The organism is Macrococcus equi, from assembly GCF_047426745.1.
GTDB classification, from domain to species: Bacteria; Bacillota; Bacilli; order Staphylococcales; family Staphylococcaceae; genus Macrococcoides; species Macrococcoides equi.
Window position 1 is genome coordinate 15,046 of sequence record NZ_CP179732.1, and the last position, 17,364, is coordinate 32,409.

The following is a 17,364-nucleotide window of genomic DNA, read 5'->3' on the forward strand; positions in this document are numbered from 1 at the left end:
ACCCTCCGTTATTTCTTTTTACCTTTAACATATTCTGTATCGAATACAAATAGTCTTAATAATAAATATAATGAAGGTAGTAATAAAAGTAAACCTAAAATAAATACAACAACTAATCCAAAAGCCATTGCTTCATTGACCACCGCTTTGTCAATGTTGACATATGGATATAGGATATAAGGTAATTTCGATATACCATAACCATAGAACGCTGTAGCAAATTGTAAGATAACCATCATAAGTGCAATCTCAAGATGTTTTTCAAAATAGTATAATGCAAAAGCGATAATTAAAAATAAAATACTTAACCCAAACAACCACCAGTAATCACCAACTGCTATATCAAAATGTCCTTTATTCTGCTGTCTAAGACTTAAGAAAGTAAACTGACTAATTATAAGCATGGGTAAAGTCCAAATTAAATACCATGTTCTTAAAATTTTATAAGCAGGAAAATCCTTCGCTTTATGTGCATACACCGTTAAAAATGCTGATGAGATGTATAATACTGAAACAATACATAAAAAGACTACGCTCCAGGCATAAGGACTCATTAACAGTTCAAACCATTTTAACTCTACACCTTTAGCAGTCTTAACAATAAAACCACCTTCAGAAATTGTCAGCACCGTTGAGAAAGCGGCTGGAATAAGAAGTCCTGAGATGCCATACAATGCAATCCATGCTAACTTAGAATCTTTTCCGTATGTTTCAAAAGCATAGAAAGAACCGCGAATTGTTAATAAAATTAATGCAATACTTACAGGTAACAACAGCGTCGATCCAAAATAATAAGCTGTATCCGGAAAAAAACCAACAATGCCTACAAAGAAGAACACCAAAAAGACATTCGTTACTTCCCAGACAGGATTTAAATATCTCGAAATTACATCACGCAGTTGGTTTTCCTGACCTGTGATTTTCGCATACAGAATAAAAAAGCCAGCACCAAAATCTATTGCACCTAAAACAACGTATCCAAATAGAAAAGTCCAAAGTACTAAAATACCAATATGCTGATAATCCATTATGCAGCACCTCCATTTGCATACTGTTCTACATCAAATTGCGCAGGTTTATCCTTATACATACGAATCAATACATAACTGCATGAAAAACCTAAAATCAGATAAAGTAATCCGAAAGCAATGAGTACTAAACTCACACCTTGTGCATGTGTTGCTCCTTCAGCTACTTTCATATATCCACGTAGTAACCAAGGCTGACGCCCCATTTCCGCTAAAAACCAGCCAAATTCAATAGCAAGCATACACATTGGTCCAGTTAAAGCAATGAGATAGAGCATGAAGTTATTTGTGGCAAACTTTTTCTTGAACTTATTAAATACAACATAAAATATACTGATTGCAAAGCTAAACATACCGAAAAATACCATTAAGTCAAAGAAATAATGAATGATTAATGGTGGCTGTTCATCTTTTGGAATTTCATTCAATCCTTTCACACTTGTATCAAAACTACTATCCGCCAAGAAGCTGAGCATACCAGGGATTTTAATCGCACCATTTACTTCCTGCGTTTTTTCATCCAGTACACCGAACAATACTAATTCAGCATTTTTACCACTTTCAAAATGCCATTCCATTGCAGCTAACTTTTCCGGTTGTTCCTGATGTAAAAATTTAGCTGATAAATCACCTGCAAGAATCGTCAATAGACTGAAAACTAAACCAACGATCATTGACATCTTCAATGCCTTAAGGTGATAATCTTTGTCCTGTGGAAATTTATTGCGTAACAATTTTACAGCAGCTACACTTGCAATACAAAATGCGATAGTCATCCCACCAGTTGCAACGACATGGAATGAACGAACAAAAAATGATGAATTTAACATCGCTTGAATTGGATCAATATCAACCAGAACTCCATTCTTTAATTTAAACCCTTCAGGCGTATTCATAAAAGAATTGACGCTGGTGATAAATAAGGCACTCATCGTTGAACCAATAATAATAGGAATATTTAAGCTCCAATGAATCCATGGATTTTTAAATCTATCCCATGTATATAAATAAATACTTAAGAAAATTGCTTCAAAAAAGAATGCAAATGTTTCCATAAATAATGGTAAGGCAATTACCTGGCCTCCAAGTTGCATAAATGATGGCCACAATAATGATAACTGTAAACCAATAATGGTACCTGTCACAACCCCTACAGCAACTGTAATAGTAAACGTCTTAGCGAAACGACGTGCCATTGCAGTATATTTTGGGTTTTTATTTTTAATCCCTAAACCTTCTGCAATCATAATCATAAGTGGCATACCCACACCAATCGTTGCAAAAATTATATGAAAACCTAATGTCATTGCAGTTAGCAATCGACTTATTACGACTCCATCCATGTTTAACCTCCTCTTGTGATTAACCTCACATATTTATAAGTTTAATATATATCGTTTATATTATAAAGAAAAATGACCGCTAGTATTGTGACAAATATGTGATAAACATATTTTAATAATGTATAATAGACAAATAGTTTTGTGATATCTGTCAGGATACTGTATCGATAAAGCTTAGCTATATTATTTTATTAATTTTTAAATAGTGATATATTAATGATGTTAATTTAAAAATGAAAGGAATACGCTAATGAAGATTGAAATATATACGCAGGATGCATGTCCTCCATGTGAATTTATCAAACAATATTTTTCTCAGAAAAATTTAGCTTATACTGAAAAAAATATTAAAAATATGAACTGCAAAATTGAAATGATTGAATATGATGCGATGAGCACTCCACTTATCAAGATCGATGAAACTCTATTTTACCAACCTGATATTGAAGCGATAGAAAAGTATATGGTTGAACACAATGCTTAAATCATTAATGTTTAGTGCTATCGATCGATTTGGTAAATCATTAGTACCCGTCTTCCATACTTCTCCACATCATGTCGAGATCAATCATATTCATCTGAAAGGCTTAAAAAAAGAACATCAGAGATCTTTATCAATTGTTCATATTTCTGATTTACATATCGGGTTTCAATATGACTATAATGATTTAGTAGAACATATAAAATACATTAATCAACTCAATCCTGATATTCTAATGATTACCGGTGATTTATTTGATAACATCGCTAAGTTCGAAGGAAATCCAAATCATTATGTTCCCTTACTGAAAACAATTAAGGCACCGCTAGGTAAATATTTTGCCTACGGAAATCATGATCAGCGCACTTATCTTACGCACGATATCGAAACAATTCTCTATAATAGTAATATAGAAATTTTAAATAATTTCGGGAAGTATATCATTTTTGATCAGGAGCCTATCTATATTTGTGGCACAGATGATATCATTAATGCTTCCGGTAATATAGAACAAGCAATTAAGAACAGAAAAGATATGTCTGATTTTACGGTTGCAATGGTACACGAACCCGATTATGCTGATTTTGTAAAAAAATATAAAGTTGACTTGCAATTATCAGGGCACAGTCATGGCGGTCAGATTTATATACCTTGCATTGGCGCGCCGATTAAACCAGCACTCGGGCGAAAGTATTTAAGAGGTTTATATCGTCTGAAATATAAAAACCACCATATGCATTTGCATGTTTCAAGAGGTCTAGGGACCACTCATTTACCTATTCGCTTTTTTTCCAAACCACAAATCACTAAAATCACCATAAAATAAACGAAGCTATAATTTAGCTTCGTTTATTTTATACTATTCAATTATAAATATTCATCCACTAAAGCAATAACTTCTTCTTGTGTCGCACAATTTAAAGCTTGCTCAGCAATTTTTGACATTTCAACTTGGCTTAAATTCTTAATTTGACGACGCGCACGTAAAATACTCGTTGCACTCATTGAGAATTCGTCTAAACCAAGCCCTAATAATAATGGAATTGCAGTTGTATCTCCAGCCATTTCGCCACACATACCAGTCCACTTACCTTCTTTATGACTCGCATCAATGACTTGTTTAACAAGTCGCAAGATAGCAGGATTATAAGGCTGGTATAGATATGAAACACGCTCTGACATACGGTCAGCTGCCATTGTATATTGGATTAAGTCATTCGTTCCGATACTGAAGAAATCAACTTCTTTAGCAAATACATCAGCCATCGCTGCAGTAGAAGGAATTTCAACCATAATACCTAGTTCGATATTATCATTAAACTTAACTTTTTCTTTCGTTAATTTTTCTTTTTCTTGTTCTAAAATAGCTTTTGCATCTCTAAACTCATTAATTGTTGCAATCATCGGGAACATGATACTTAAATTACCATGTACAGAAGCACGTAACAGTGCTCTAAGCTGTGTTCTGAAGATATCAGTCTGATCCAGACATAAACGAATCGCACGGTAACCTAAGAAAGGATTCATTTCCTTAGGTAAGTTTAAATAAGGCAACTCTTTATCGCCACCAATATCTAATGTACGAACAACAACACGTTTATTCTTCATTTCTTTTAAAACTTTAGAATAAGCTTCATATTGTTCATCTTCCGACGGCATTGTGTCTCTGCCCATATAAAGAAATTCCGTACGGTAAAGCCCTATACCTTCAGCGCCATTATTCAGTACTCCTGTTAAATCATCTGGAGTTCCGATATTTGCTGCTAGCTCAACGTGTTTGCCTTCGGATGATATAGTTTTATCATTCACCAGTTGCTTAAGCAATTCTTTTTCTTCAATAAAAGCTGATTGCTTTTGTTTATAAGCAGTAATAGTAGCTTCATCTGGATTAATAATGACTTCACCAGCGATACCATCCACAATTACAAAATCTCCCTGTTTCACTTGTGCTGTAACATCTTTTGTCCCTACAACAGCAGGAATTTCCAAAGATCGGCTCATAATAGCAGAGTGAGAAGTTCGACCACCTATATTCGTTGCAAAACCTTGAACAAATTGTTTGTTAAGTTGTGCTGTATCAGAAGGTGTTAAATCTTCTGCAATAATCACAACTGGTTCATTAATTAATGTAGGATTCGGTAGAGTAACACCTAAAATATGCGATAGGACACGTTTAGACACATCTTTAATATCTGCTGCGCGCTCTCTCATATATTCGTTATCCATTGACTCAAAAATAGTAATAAAGTTAGTTGAGACTTCCATTAATGCACTTGCTGCATTTGTATTATTGTTTTTAATATTTTCTTCAATTGGGTTGATGAGTTCTGGGTCTTCTAAAACTAATAAATGGGCATCAAATATAGCTGCTTTATCAGGACCTAATGCTACTTCAGCATTATTTCTGATTTGCGTAAGTTCAACTTTTGATTGATTAACCGCGGCTTTAAACTTCGTAACCTCAGCTTCAACATCTGTTATCTTTTCATCAGTAAAAGATAAATCAGGTTCAATCATTAAGTAAGCTTTAGCAATTGCTACACCGTCAGATGCACCAATACCTTGAAGGTGTGTCATTATTTACTTAATCCTTCTTTTACTAATACTTCAGAAATTGCTGCAATCGCTTCTTTCTCATCTGATCCCTCAGCATATACAGTGATTTCAGCATCTTTACCAACACCAAGACTCATAACACCCATAATTGATTTTAAGTTAACTTTTTTTGCATTGTATTCTAATTGAATATCTGATTCAAATTTACTTGCGGTTTGAACAAGCATCGTAGCTGGACGTGCATGAATTCCTGTTTCATCGATAATTACGTAAGATTGTTGTTCCATAGTTAAAAGTCTCCTTTGGTTGCAATAGCAACAATTATTTTATATAACTTATTAGTCTATACGATAGATAATATATCAAATAAATGCTTTAACATCAATTAATTGATTGTATTACAACAAACATTTATCACTACAATTTTCAAATTGTCTGAAATTTGTAAAATGTATACTTCATAATTTTTATGAATATTATTGCATTAATTCTCTGGCAACTTTTTCACATTTGTCAATATGTGCCTTTCCTAAACGTTTCATCATGTAGTAACTGATTGATCCAGAGACTGCCTGTCCGATAACAGGAACAAATTTTGATTGTTTAAGTACTTCTCTTCTGAGTAATGTTTTAAATAAAACAGTTAACAGTCCAGCGGTAATTTTTTTACCGATAAAATCACTTCCTGTTTTAGCAGCAGAAAAAACAATCTTTTGTTTCATTTCATCTGTATAGCCACTTACCTGTTTGTGGCTTAAACCATACTCTGCATTAATACCTTCAATAATGTCGGTCATTAATTTCATATCAGTTGTTACATCAAGTCCAGGAATAGGTACAACTGCTGCCGCTGAACTCATTAATGATTTATTATGAATAAGCTTTTCAGCACGTTCTCTACGTTCAATCAAATCTGTTTCATTTTGTGGTAGCTGATTAACGACAGGTTTTGTATTTTTCTTATTATATGATAATGTATTTGTTGCCATATTAATAGCGGTATTGAGTAATCCCATATTTGTTCACCTCATAAAAAATTTAATTAATTTAACTTTCTTAAGAGATATATTCCCTAAAATCGTATATTTAATCTTTAACTTTTTAGTCGGATAGTATTTTTACGGTAATTACTTTCAAGTATTTTGACGGCTTATATTTATCCGTTGTTTTAAAGTCTTTTGGTAATCCCATAACAGACTCTATTTCATAATTGCATAAAGGCTTTAGTGTTTCTTCTACCATTGTTTTAAATTGCTTTAACAAAACATTCGAAGCATTTGTTGACAAAATGAGATAGCCATTATAATTGACAAGTGGCACTGCCGCTTCTATCAATTCATGATAGTTATCTTTTACAGAAAAAACCTTCTTTTTATTTCTTGAAAAGCTTGGAGGATCAATAACAATTGCATCAAAAGTAACTAAATGACGGGCAAAATATTTTAATGCATCAAAAGCATCCAGCGTAAAAAACTTTTGTTCATCAAGAACCAGCTCATTAATTGCAAAATTCTGTTTCATCAATTCTATCGAACGATTTGCAATATCAACATTCGTAGTATGATAGCCATTTGTAGCAGCCGCAATTGAAAAACCACCTGAATATGCAAAAAGGTTTAAAAAATCTTTACCCTTCGTTTCTAGTTTCAATAATTTCTTTCGTACATCACGTTGGTCTAAAAATAATCCAGTCATAGCCCCATCATTTAGATCAATCGTATAATTGAGGTTATTCTCGAGTACCATAATCGGAAACTCAATATCGCCATCAGTTAATTGATGCGTCGCAACATTCTTATCATAACGTAATTTTTCAAAGATACTTTTATGTTCAAAAACTACTTTTATCGCTTCAATAATTGCAAATTTATATTGATAAATTCCTTTTGAATACCATTGAACAAGCAAATGGCCATCATAATTATCTATTGTGAATCCGCCTAATCCATCACCCTCACCATTATAAAGTCGAAACGCATTGGTATCAGTCGCATTAAACAGAGATGTTCTATACGCTTTAGACTGTTCGAATAAATTAATAAAGTAGGATGTATCTAAATTTGATATAAAGGCATCATCAACTTTCCAGCCAAATCCTCGGTTCTGCAGTCCACAGTAAAATGTACCTAGATGATCACCAGTCACCGATTGTACTGAAAATAGTTCACCTTCTGATATCTCATCTTTTTGATAAATATCATCTTTTTCGATGAGTAAGTAGCCCTGTTTAAATTTCTCCTGCTTATTTTTCTTTAATACAACTCTTTTCATATACTTGCTCCTTTAATTTGAATACCTCTACTATAACACAAAAAAAGTAGGCGACACCTCAGTGCACCTACTATATTTATATTCAGAAAAAATATCTCCCATCCCCATGGGTTTGTAATTACCCTTTAATTATATACTGTATTGTTGTAGTACACAATAAATATTTCACAATTTTTTTATCTGTGTGTTATATCACGCGATTAATATCTCTTACGAATGTGAATTATATATAAAGGAATGATACATACAAACATCAGGATGAGTATTGGGGGAATGAATAATGCTAAATTTATCCCTTTAAAAATCATTAAATAAATACTTGTAACAATTTTTATAGCAAGAAATGAGATTGTAAATAATTGACCGAAATACCCTTTATTTTTGAAATATATTCTAATAGAAAAATAAATGTATCCGATAATTACTAGTAGCAAACCGACAAGATTGATCCACTCATAAAAATACTGCATCTTTACTACATTAAATTTACTGGCATCAAAAAGTATATTTCTATTATTCAGTTCAATAACTGTAATAATAAATAATAACCCACTTAAAATCATCTCGACCTGAAAAGTTTTTATCCATTTAGGTCGTTTAAACCATCCAGGAATATCCTCTTCTTTTAAATCTATTTTATTTTTAATCATTATGAAAAATTTATTAATAAATAATATAATTTTTTCATCTGCTTTCAGAGAGGTCGTCGACAACTTTTCAATGGTCGTATTTGTACCCTCCTGAATTTTACGGTTAAATTGATAATCTTTCTTTTTGCTTCTACGACTAAGCTGCTCATCGTTATTTTTAGCAGGTATCGTGCGCTTTAAGAAAACATAATTGACTAAACATAAAGCTGCAAGCGTAGACAGAACAATGAAATAAAAATTGATACTCATTACATCGAGGGGGGATACTTTATCTTTGTTTAAATTATCATATACAGCCAGCTGACTTAAGAAATACGCGATTGCATATATACCAATCAGTACAATAAAATGAAATTTACGATAACTTTCATTTAGTTTTCTGCGATTAATAATAAAGTAGACAAGTATGCCAAAAAATAATAAATAAAATGATGAGAATATGCCATATACTTCGAATAAAAAGACACTGATTACAATAAGAATTAAACTTGCACTTAAAAGATAAAAATAAGCAATCGTCTTATCAAAAATAGTCGTTGATTTTAATTTTCTGGAAATGTATATAAACGATACACCAAAGAATAATAACAAACATCCATAAATGACTGGATAATTACTAATATAATGACTTAATAATTTGATGAGCTCAAAAACATATATATTTATAAAATCAAAAAAATTATACATATGGAGTTTACTTACTGCGATGTCCTTAAAATTAGCAATTTGTTCTCGATGATAAATAATAAAAGTTCCTAAAAATAGACTTGTCAGTCCAAGTATATAGCCAATAACAATTTCAAAATGTTTTTTTAACCAGTTCATAATTCCACCTCAATGCCATTATATGCAACTTAAGCTCAAAAGTCTTATATATTTTAAAAAATCATTCTTAAGTATGAGATGTTTAACTCCTATAACTTAAGGGAAAGTAATTAATATCAAAGTATGAGGAGTGAAAAACATGACTGACAAATACGAAGATATTAAACAAGCAGCAGAAGAAGCAAAAGAAAATGATAATCAACAAGCTACGGATGAAAATAATGGTGGTATCGAAGAAACAAAAGAAGACGTTCAAAAAACGTTAGAATAAAAAAAAGTCGCCTCGGCGACTTTTTTTATTACAATCCTTTGTTACCTATATCTTTACGATAAAACAGACCATTACTTTTAATGTTTTCTACAAGTTGATAACTGTTCTTTTGTGCTTCTGCTAAATCATTTCCTTCTCCAAGGGCAATCATTACACGTCCACCACTAGTTATCCACTGTCCATTTTCACGTTTTAACGCTGATACGATATAATCTGACTGATAGTCATATCCCTCTACGATATGTCCTTTTTCATAGCTTGCTGGATAACCTTTTGAAGCTAATACAACACCACAAATCGTTTTATTACGCCATACAAGATCAATTGCTTCTTTACGTTCTACAGCTTCTATTAATTCAATTAAATCTGTATCTAATCGGCGTAATAACACCTGTGCCTCAGGATCACCAAAACGTGCATTAAACTCAATGACTTTCGGACCTTCAGCTGTCACAATTGCTCCAACATAAAGAATACCAAAATAATTTAAATTTTCCTGATGCATAGCTTGAACAACCGGATAAACGATTTCATTATTTGTACGTTCAATGATGTCTTCACTAATATGATTTACCGGACAATATGCGCCCATTCCACCAGTATTAGGTCCTTTATCTTCATCAAATGCTCTTTTATGATCTTGAGCGATCGTATCAAATGGTATACAGAAATCATCATTAACGAATACCATTAATGAAAACTCTTCACCTTCAAGGAATTCTTCAAATACGACTTTTGCGCCCTCCTCGGCATAAAAATCATTAATTGCATCAATGGCCATTTCATCGTCCATTGCAACGACAACGCCTTTACCTGCAGCTAAACCGTCATATTTTATAACGATAGGCGTTCCGTGTGTTTTAACATATTCTAATGCTTCATCTTTATTATCGATGGTTTGATATTTAGCAGTTGGAATATTATATTTCGCCATGAGTGCCTTCGCAAAATCTTTAGAACCTTCCATTTGAGCAGCATTCGAATTTGGTCCAAATGTTTTTATGCCAGCTGCAGTTAAGCGGTCTGCTAACCCATCGATTAATGGTTGCTCAGGTCCAACAACGACAAGATCCATGGCATGCTCTTTTGCAAAATTAACAATGGATTCGTGGTCATTCTCTGCGATATCAACAACTGTTGCTTCTTGTGCCATCGCTTCATTTCCACGAATTACAAATACTTCATCCACACGTTCAGATTGACTAATCTTACGTACCAGTGCGTGCTCTCTACCGCCAGAACCAATAACTAATACTTTCATAAATGCCTCCTAGTGTTTGAAATGACGAACATCTGTCATTACCATCGCAATGCCAAATTCATTTGCTTTATCAATTGAATCCTGATCCTTAATTGAACCACCAGGCTGAACAATACATTTAATACCAGCAGCGTGAGCTGTTTCAACTGTATCACTCATCGGGAAGAAACCATCACTTGCCATTACAACGTTTTCATTCATTTCAATTGCACGTTCAATTGCAATTTTTGCCGATCCAACGCGATTCATTTGACCCGCACCAATTCCTACTGTCTGTTTATCATTTGCTAAAACAATTGCGTTAGATTTGACGCTCTTAACAACTTTCCAGCCAAGTTCAATTGCCTTCCATTGAGCTTCAGTCGGCTGAGTTTCAGTCACTACACGCATATCTTCACGTGGCACATTCAGTAAATCTTTATCCTGAACTAAATAACCGCCAGAAACGGATACAAATTCTTTTTCATTTTCTTCAACAGTCATATCAATTTCAAGTAATCGGATGTTTTTCTTTTGTGTTAATATCTCTAATGCTTCCGAACTAAATGAAGGCGCAATAATAACTTCTAAGAAGATTGAATGCATAATTTCTGCTGTAGCTTTATCAACTTCGCGGTTTACCGCAACAATGCCACCAAATATACTTTGACTATCAGCATCAAATGCATTCTGGAAAGCCTGGGCAATAGTTTCACCCGTCCCTACACCACATGGATTCATATGTTTTACTGCAACTGCAGCAGGCATATCAAATTGCTTCGCTAAGAAAAGTGTAGCATCAGCATCTTTAATATTATTGAAACTTAATGGTTTACCATGTAACTGCTTAGCACCGGCTAAAGTATTTTTAGCATCACTTGTTTTAATAAATTCAGCTGATTGATGTGGGTTCTCACCATAACGGAGTGATTCTTTATTATTACTAAAGAAGTTCACGATCGCAGCATCATATTTATTTGTATGCGTAAATACTTTTACCATTAATGATTTACGGAATTCATAATCTACATCATCATTTTTAATTTTTTCAATCACGACATCATAATCTTTTGGATCAACAATTGTGATGACGTGTTTAAAGTTTTTAGCTGAAGAACGTAACATAGTAGGTCCACCGATATCAATATTTTCTATTGCATCAGCTTCAGTTACATCAGGTTTTGCTACTGTAGCTTCAAATGGATAAAGGTTAACAGCTACTAAATCAATCGGCGCAATATTATGTTCTTTCATGGCCGCAACATGTTCGTTATTATCACGATCTGCAAGAATTCCTCCATGAATATTCGGATGTAAAGTTTTCACACGACCATCCATAATTTCAGGAAAATTTGTTAGCTCACTCACTGATTTCACAGGAATGTTATTTTCTTCTAAAGTCTTTTTCGTACCGCCTGTTGAATATACTTCAAAATCATTCGCTACTAAATTTTTAGCAAATTCAACAATGCCAGTTTTGTCTGAAACACTTAATAACGCTTTTCTCATGTTAGACTCCTTATTGAATAATTTTTTTAATTACTCTTGGATATAATTCATATTCAAGGTTTTGTACACGTAATTGTAATGTTTGTTCAGTATCATCCTCATAAATCGGACAACTCATCTGATCAATAATTTTCCCTGTATCCATTCCACTATCAACATAATGCACTGTCGCACCTGTCACTTTTACTCCATATTGTAAAGCTTGTCCAACAGCATTTTTACCTGGAAAGCTCGGTAGTAACGAAGGATGGATATTTAATATTTGACCATCATACGCATCCAGTAAAGTTTCACCGATGAGTTTCATATAGCCCGCAAGAATAATCCATTCAACGCCGTCATCTTGTAACTGTTTTAAAATAGCTGTTTCGTATGCAATTTTGTTCTCATATTGTGATAATTCAAAGATATGTACAGGTGTCTTAAATCTTCTAGCACGTTCAATTGCAAATGCCTCTGTTTTATCAGTGTATAGACCAACTACATCAATTTCAGTTAAAAATTCAGCTTGAATATTTTCCATGATTTTTTCATAATTTGAACCATTTCCTGAAGCAAATATTGCAACTTTCTTCATGTTAAACCCCCGTGATTTCTATTTCTTTATCACCTGAAACAACTTTACCGATAGCATAAATTTCTTCGTTAAATTGTTCTTTTAACACTGATCGAATTTTTGAAACTTCACTCTCTTTTACAATAAAGATAAATCCGATACCCATATTAAAGATGTTATACATTTCATGCGCATCTATTTGTCCTTTTTCCTCTAATAAATCAAAAATTGGTAATTTTGGAATAGAAGTTACATCGATTGATGGATAAACTCCTGACGGGAATACACGTGGTATATTTTCAATAAATCCACCACCAGTTACATGACACATACCATTAACTGATGCATGTTCTAAGACTGCTTTAGCGTGCTTTACATAGATACGTGTTGGTTCTAAAACTGTATCTAATAACGTCTTACCTTCTGCAAATTCAGCATTTAGATCTAATGCATTATCTTTAATAATTTTTCTTACTAAACTATATCCATTCGAATGAATACCACTTGATGCTAAACCGAGGATAACATCACCTTCAGTAATATTTGTACCATCAATATATTCTGATTTTTCAACTGCTCCTACAGCAAATCCAGCGATATCATAATCTCCTGTATGATACATATCGCCCATTTCAGCAGTTTCTCCACCGATAAGTGCACATTCACTTTGCACACAACCTTCGGCAACACCTTTAACAATTTGCTCGACAATAATAGGATCAACTTTATTTAAAGCTAAGTAATCTAAAAAATAAAGTGGCATAGCCCCAGTTGTTAAAATGTCATTGACACACATTGCTACTGCATCAATTCCGATTGTATCATGTTTATCTGCATCGATTGCTAAACGTAATTTCGTACCTACACCATCAGTTCCTGAAACTAATACTGGTTGTTTCATATCTAACTGAGAAAGGTCAAAAGCAGCTCCGAAGCTTCCAAGTCCTCCAAGAACTTCCTTGCGCATTGTACGATCAACGTGTTTCTTCATTCTTTCTACCGCTTCATAACCCGCGTGAATATCTACACCAGATTCTTTATAACTTTCAGCCATGGTTAGACTCCCTTCTTCTTCTTCTCTTTATCTTCAGGCAACAAATGATCGACAATTTCAATTGGATAATTGCCTGTAAAACAAGCATTACATTCACCTTTAGAATCAAATGAACTAAACACTTCATGCATACCTTTGACTGATAAATATGTTAATGAGTCAACTTCTAATATGTCTTTGATTTCTTCTACACTTTTATCTGAAGCGATTAGTTCAGCATGCGTAGAAACATCAATTCCGTAGTAACAAGGATGAATTAATGGTGGAGATGAAATAGCCATATGTACTTCTTTTGCTCCAGCATTTTTTAGTGTTTTTACGATAAATTTACTTGTTGTCCCTCGTACTATTGAGTCATCAATAACAATTACACGTTTTCCTTCGATGACATCTCTAACAGGTGAGTGTTTCATTCGTACAGCGCGTTCACGTAATGTTTGATTAGGGGCAATAAATGTACGCCCAACATATCTATTTTTGATTAAACCTTGTTCATTTGGGATTTGTGCTTGTTCAGCGAATCCCTTTGCAGCTTGTAAAGAAGAATCAGGTACACCAATCACTATGTCTGCTTCTACATTCATTTCTTTGGCAAGCTGTCTGCCTAAAGCTTTACGTACTTCATAAATAGAATGCTTTCTAAACTCAGAATCAGGTCGTGCAAAATAAACATATTCCATTGAACACATGTGAGAAGCAGTGTGAGATGTATAAGTATCTTCGATTAAACCGTCGTTCGATATGACTAATACTTCTCCCGGCTCAATATCTCTAATATAATCTGCACCAATTGCTGTAAACGCACACGTTTCACTTGCTACGCAATATGCACCATCTACTTTACCTAACATTAATGGACGTACGCCATTACTATCTCGAGCTACAAACATTTGTTCAGGATGTAATACTACAAATGAAAAAGCACCTTTAATTTGATTCAGGGCAGCTTTAAAGTTTGCTAATTTATTATTCGACTTAGCTTTTAATAATAAATGACCTAAAACTTCTGAATCACTAGAAGTCTGAAAAATTGCCCCTTCAGCTTCCAATGCTAATTTAATCTGTTCAGCATTTGTTAAATTACCATTATGTGCTAAACCAATATCACCTTTTGAGTGTTTAAAGATAAATGGTTGAACATTTGATAATTCAGATGCACCAGTTGTAGCATATCGTACATGACCGATAGCATGGTTAAAATCACTTAATGAACTTAGTTTGACTTGACTAATTGCCTCAGGTAAAAGCCCCATGCCACGTGCACCATAAATATTTGACTCGTCAGAACATACTATACCAGCACCTTCCTGTCCACGGTGCTGTAAAGAATGTAGCGCCATATAAGTGAGGTCAGCGGCATTTGGGTGACCCCAAATACCGAAAACACCACATTCTTCATTTAGGCCTCTGATGTCATACATTTTTCAATAGCCCCTTTCCAAGACTGAGCAATATTTTCTACAGATTCAGAAATTTCGCCTTGGTTTGTTTTTAATGTAAATGATCGACCGCCAAAAGTACCGATTTCTATTGCATTCTCAGGTACGAAACCTTCTTTAGCGATTACGATATAATTACCTTGAGTTTCAGCAAAAATTTCAGCATTTGTTGCATCAACAGAGGCTTCTATACCTGTATTAAAGTATGCAGCAATCTGAGCAAGTTTAATTGCTAAGCCGCCTTTACCAACAGCTTGAACATGTGATAATTTTCCATCAATAATATTTTTACGAATTGTTTCGCCGCGTTTAACTTCATCATCTAAATTAATTGATGTCGTTACGTGAGAAACCTCATTAAATAATAATTTTTCGATTTGTGATCCACCAAAATCGTTATTTAAAGCACCAATTAAGTAAACCTTTTCGCCATTTTGTGGTTTGAAATCATTTAAATAATCTACATTTTCAATTAAACCAACCATGCCTACAACTGGTGTAGGGAAGATTGCATCACCTTTAGTTTCATTGTATAAAGATACGTTCCCAGAAACTACTGGTGTATTAAGTACAGCACATGCTTCGGCCATTCCACGTGTTGAATCTGCAAGTTGCTGATAAATTTCCGGCTTTTCAGGATTTCCGTAATTTAAGCAATCAGTCATTGCAAGTGGTAAACTACCTACAGCAATTAAATTGCGATATGCCTCGGCAACAACCATCTTACCGCCTTCGTAAGGATTGTTAAATACATAACGTGCTTCACCATCAATTGTAGAAGCAATTGCTTTTTTAGTTCCTTCCACACGTGTTACACCAGCAGAAAGACCAGGTTTAATAATCGTGTTAGCTCCAACTTGCTGATCATATTGTGAATATGCCCAAGTTTTTGATGCGATTGTAGGATGATTTAAAAGCTTAGTAAAGACGTCTTGAGCGTTAATAGAGTCATAGTTGTGATTAACATCTTTATATTCGGCTTGTTTACCTTCTAATACATATACTGGTGCTTCATCTGATAAAGGTTGTACTGGAATATCAGCATATATTTCACCTTCATAACTTAATACGAAACGATCAGTATCTGTAACTTCACCGATTACCGCTGCATCAAGCTCATGATGTTCGAATAAATCTAAGAACTTTTGCTCAGTACCTTTTTCTACTACTAATAACATACGTTCCTGCGTTTCAGATAACATCATCTCATATGGAGAGATACCTTCTTCACGTGTCGGTACCTTCTCTAAATGTAAGTGAATCCCTGACTCACCTTTTGCAGCCATCTCCGAACTTGAAGATGTAAGTCCTGCTGCACCCATATCTTGAATACCTACTAATTCAGGATAAGTAATCGCTTTAAGTGTTGCTTCCATTAATTTTTTACCGACAAAAGGGTCACCAATTTGTACTGATGGACGTTTTGCTTCACTTTCTTCACTTAATTCTTCAGAAGCAAATGTAGCTCCGTGAATACCATCACGACCTGTTTTTAAACCAACATATATCACCGGGTTTCCTGCACCTTTGGCAGTACCTTTTTGAATTTTATCGTGATCAATCACACCTACGCACATTGCGTTAACAAGTGGATTTCCGTCATATCTAGAATCAAATTCGATTTCTCCAGCTACTGCAGGAATACCGATACAGTTCCCGTATCCACCAATACCTGCTACAACACCACTAAATAAACGTTTGTTTTGTTTTTCTGTTAGTTCACCAAAACGTAATGAGTTTAATAATTGTACTGGACGTGCACCAATAGAAACGATGTCACGAATGATACCTCCGACACCAGTAGCAGCACCTTGATAAGGTTCTATTGCAGATGGATGATTGTGTGATTCCACTTTAAATACAACAGCTTGGTTGTCGCCAATATCAACGACTCCAGCGCCTTCACCAGGACCCATTAATACACGCTCACCAGTTACAGGGAATTGCTTTAAAAATGGCTTAGAATGCTTGTATGAGCAATGCTCACTCCACATTACAGAGAAGATACCAATCTCTGTATAGTTTGGCATGCGCCCTAGAATTTCAACAACTTTATCATATTCAGAATCACTTAAACCCATTTCAGCATATAATTTATTATCTTTAATCTCTTGTTCATTCGGCTCTAAAAATTTAACCAT

Annotated in this window: 16 protein-coding genes; 3 read left to right on the plus strand and 13 right to left on the minus strand. The window is 34.0% G+C overall.

Translation table 11 applies throughout. The annotated features are described in order from the left end of the window. Positions 1-8: 8 nt before the first annotated feature. The gene (locus tag ACMGE6_RS00090; protein WP_414054010.1) at positions 9-1,028 is read right to left on the minus strand and encodes a cytochrome d ubiquinol oxidase subunit II; all 1,020 of its coding nucleotides are present in this window, start codon (positions 1,026-1,028) and stop codon (positions 9-11) included. Next, positions 1,028-2,371, minus strand: a complete 1,344-nt coding sequence (locus tag ACMGE6_RS00095) for a cytochrome ubiquinol oxidase subunit I (protein WP_414054011.1) — start codon at positions 2,369-2,371, stop codon at positions 1,028-1,030. Before ACMGE6_RS00095 ends, ACMGE6_RS00090 begins: the two co-directional genes overlap by 1 nt. Positions 2,372-2,621: 250 nt before the next feature. Here ACMGE6_RS00095 and ACMGE6_RS00100 point away from each other — a divergent pair, with 250 nt between their 5' ends. Both ACMGE6_RS00100 and ACMGE6_RS00105 read left to right on the plus strand, forming a co-directional pair. Then, positions 2,622-2,855 carry a glutaredoxin family protein gene (locus ACMGE6_RS00100; protein ID WP_414054012.1) on the plus strand — a complete coding sequence of 78 codons (234 nt, stop codon included), beginning with the start codon at positions 2,622-2,624 and terminating at the stop codon, positions 2,853-2,855. Beyond that, complete coding sequence (locus ACMGE6_RS00105; protein WP_414054013.1) at positions 2,848-3,678, plus strand: metallophosphoesterase; 831 nt, start codon at positions 2,848-2,850, stop codon at positions 3,676-3,678. The genes ACMGE6_RS00100 and ACMGE6_RS00105 overlap by 8 nt, the downstream gene beginning before the upstream one ends. Positions 3,679-3,719: 41 nt before the next feature. Here ACMGE6_RS00105 and ptsP read toward each other — a convergent pair whose 3' ends face one another. From ptsP to auxA, 5 genes are all read right to left on the minus strand, one after another. After that, the gene (gene ptsP, locus ACMGE6_RS00110; protein ID WP_414054014.1) at positions 3,720-5,429 is read right to left on the minus strand and encodes a phosphoenolpyruvate--protein phosphotransferase; all 1,710 of its coding nucleotides are present in this window, start codon (positions 5,427-5,429) and stop codon (positions 3,720-3,722) included. Then, entirely contained in the window at positions 5,429-5,695 is a 267-nt protein-coding gene (locus ACMGE6_RS00115) for a phosphocarrier protein HPr (RefSeq protein ID WP_414044549.1), read from the minus strand. The genes ptsP and ACMGE6_RS00115 overlap by 1 nt, the downstream gene beginning before the upstream one ends. Before the next feature lie 189 nt (positions 5,696-5,884). Beyond that, entirely contained in the window at positions 5,885-6,424 is a 540-nt protein-coding gene (locus tag ACMGE6_RS00120) for a DUF697 domain-containing protein (protein WP_414054015.1), read from the minus strand. A gap of 85 nt (positions 6,425-6,509) precedes the next feature. After that, the gene (locus tag ACMGE6_RS00125; protein ID WP_414044551.1) at positions 6,510-7,679 is read right to left on the minus strand and encodes a class I SAM-dependent rRNA methyltransferase; all 1,170 of its coding nucleotides are present in this window, start codon (positions 7,677-7,679) and stop codon (positions 6,510-6,512) included. Positions 7,680-7,879: 200 nt separating this feature from the next. Further along, positions 7,880-9,154, minus strand: a complete 1,275-nt coding sequence (gene auxA, locus ACMGE6_RS00130) for a lipoteichoic acid stability factor AuxA (RefSeq protein WP_414044552.1) — start codon at positions 9,152-9,154, stop codon at positions 7,880-7,882. A gap of 139 nt (positions 9,155-9,293) precedes the next feature. Here auxA and ACMGE6_RS00135 point away from each other — a divergent pair, with 139 nt between their 5' ends. Further along, on the plus strand, positions 9,294-9,425 hold the full coding sequence (locus ACMGE6_RS00135) for a hypothetical protein (protein ID WP_414044553.1): 132 nt from the start codon (positions 9,294-9,296) through the stop codon (positions 9,423-9,425). A 28-nt stretch (positions 9,426-9,453) separates the two neighbouring features. On the opposite strand, the gene purD is transcribed toward ACMGE6_RS00135, so the two are convergent. The 6 genes from purD to purL are packed head-to-tail and all read right to left on the minus strand — an operon-like array spanning position 9,454 to position 17,364. Beyond that, positions 9,454-10,686 carry a phosphoribosylamine--glycine ligase gene (purD, locus tag ACMGE6_RS00140; protein WP_414054016.1) on the minus strand — a complete coding sequence of 411 codons (1,233 nt, stop codon included), beginning with the start codon at positions 10,684-10,686 and terminating at the stop codon, positions 9,454-9,456. Positions 10,687-10,695: 9 nt separating this feature from the next. Then, positions 10,696-12,174: a bifunctional phosphoribosylaminoimidazolecarboxamide formyltransferase/IMP cyclohydrolase gene (gene purH / locus ACMGE6_RS00145; RefSeq protein ID WP_414044555.1), complete on the minus strand. Its 1,479-nt coding sequence runs from the start codon at positions 12,172-12,174 to the stop codon at positions 10,696-10,698. A 10-nt stretch (positions 12,175-12,184) separates the two neighbouring features. Next, positions 12,185-12,751, minus strand: a complete 567-nt coding sequence (gene purN, locus ACMGE6_RS00150; RefSeq protein WP_414044556.1) for a phosphoribosylglycinamide formyltransferase — start codon at positions 12,749-12,751, stop codon at positions 12,185-12,187. Position 12,752: 1 nt separating this feature from the next. Then, positions 12,753-13,784: a phosphoribosylformylglycinamidine cyclo-ligase gene (purM, locus tag ACMGE6_RS00155; protein ID WP_414054017.1), complete on the minus strand. Its 1,032-nt coding sequence runs from the start codon at positions 13,782-13,784 to the stop codon at positions 12,753-12,755. Positions 13,785-13,786: 2 nt separating this feature from the next. Beyond that, positions 13,787-15,205, minus strand: a complete 1,419-nt coding sequence (gene purF, locus ACMGE6_RS00160) for an amidophosphoribosyltransferase (RefSeq protein ID WP_414044558.1) — start codon at positions 15,203-15,205, stop codon at positions 13,787-13,789. After that, positions 15,184-17,364: a phosphoribosylformylglycinamidine synthase subunit PurL gene (gene purL, locus ACMGE6_RS00165; RefSeq protein WP_414054018.1), complete on the minus strand. Its 2,181-nt coding sequence runs from the start codon at positions 17,362-17,364 to the stop codon at positions 15,184-15,186. The genes purF and purL overlap by 22 nt, the downstream gene beginning before the upstream one ends.

What these genes read in the sequence shown, in the direction of transcription:
- purN (WP_414044556.1), bottom strand. Translation starts at nt 12,751, where the DNA reads ATGAAGAAAGTTGCAATATTTGCTTCAGGAAATGGTTCAAATTATGAA.
- ACMGE6_RS00115 (WP_414044549.1), bottom strand. Translation starts at nt 5,695, where the DNA reads ATGGAACAACAATCTTACGTAATTATCGATGAAACAGGAATTCATGCA.
- purD (WP_414054016.1), bottom strand. Translation starts at nt 10,686, where the DNA reads ATGAAAGTATTAGTTATTGGTTCTGGCGGTAGAGAGCACGCACTGGTA.
- auxA (WP_414044552.1), bottom strand. Translation starts at nt 9,154, where the DNA reads ATGAACTGGTTAAAAAAACATTTTGAAATTGTTATTGGCTATATACTT.
- ACMGE6_RS00100 (WP_414054012.1), top strand. Translation starts at nt 2,622, where the DNA reads ATGAAGATTGAAATATATACGCAGGATGCATGTCCTCCATGTGAATTT.
- purL (WP_414054018.1), bottom strand. Translation starts at nt 17,364, where the DNA reads ATGGTTAAATTTTTAGAGCCGAATGAACAAGAGATTAAAGATAATAAA.
- ACMGE6_RS00090 (WP_414054010.1), bottom strand. Translation starts at nt 1,028, where the DNA reads ATGGATTATCAGCATATTGGTATTTTAGTACTTTGGACTTTTCTATTT.
- purM (WP_414054017.1), bottom strand. Translation starts at nt 13,784, where the DNA reads ATGGCTGAAAGTTATAAAGAATCTGGTGTAGATATTCACGCGGGTTAT.
- purF (WP_414044558.1), bottom strand. Translation starts at nt 15,205, where the DNA reads ATGTATGACATCAGAGGCCTAAATGAAGAATGTGGTGTTTTCGGTATT.
- ACMGE6_RS00095 (WP_414054011.1), bottom strand. Translation starts at nt 2,371, where the DNA reads ATGGATGGAGTCGTAATAAGTCGATTGCTAACTGCAATGACATTAGGT.
- ACMGE6_RS00120 (WP_414054015.1), bottom strand. Translation starts at nt 6,424, where the DNA reads ATGGGATTACTCAATACCGCTATTAATATGGCAACAAATACATTATCA.
- ptsP (WP_414054014.1), bottom strand. Translation starts at nt 5,429, where the DNA reads ATGACACACCTTCAAGGTATTGGTGCATCTGACGGTGTAGCAATTGCT.
- purH (WP_414044555.1), bottom strand. Translation starts at nt 12,174, where the DNA reads ATGAGAAAAGCGTTATTAAGTGTTTCAGACAAAACTGGCATTGTTGAA.
- ACMGE6_RS00135 (WP_414044553.1), top strand. Translation starts at nt 9,294, where the DNA reads ATGACTGACAAATACGAAGATATTAAACAAGCAGCAGAAGAAGCAAAA.
- ACMGE6_RS00105 (WP_414054013.1), top strand. Translation starts at nt 2,848, where the DNA reads ATGCTTAAATCATTAATGTTTAGTGCTATCGATCGATTTGGTAAATCA.
- ACMGE6_RS00125 (WP_414044551.1), bottom strand. Translation starts at nt 7,679, where the DNA reads ATGAAAAGAGTTGTATTAAAGAAAAATAAGCAGGAGAAATTTAAACAG.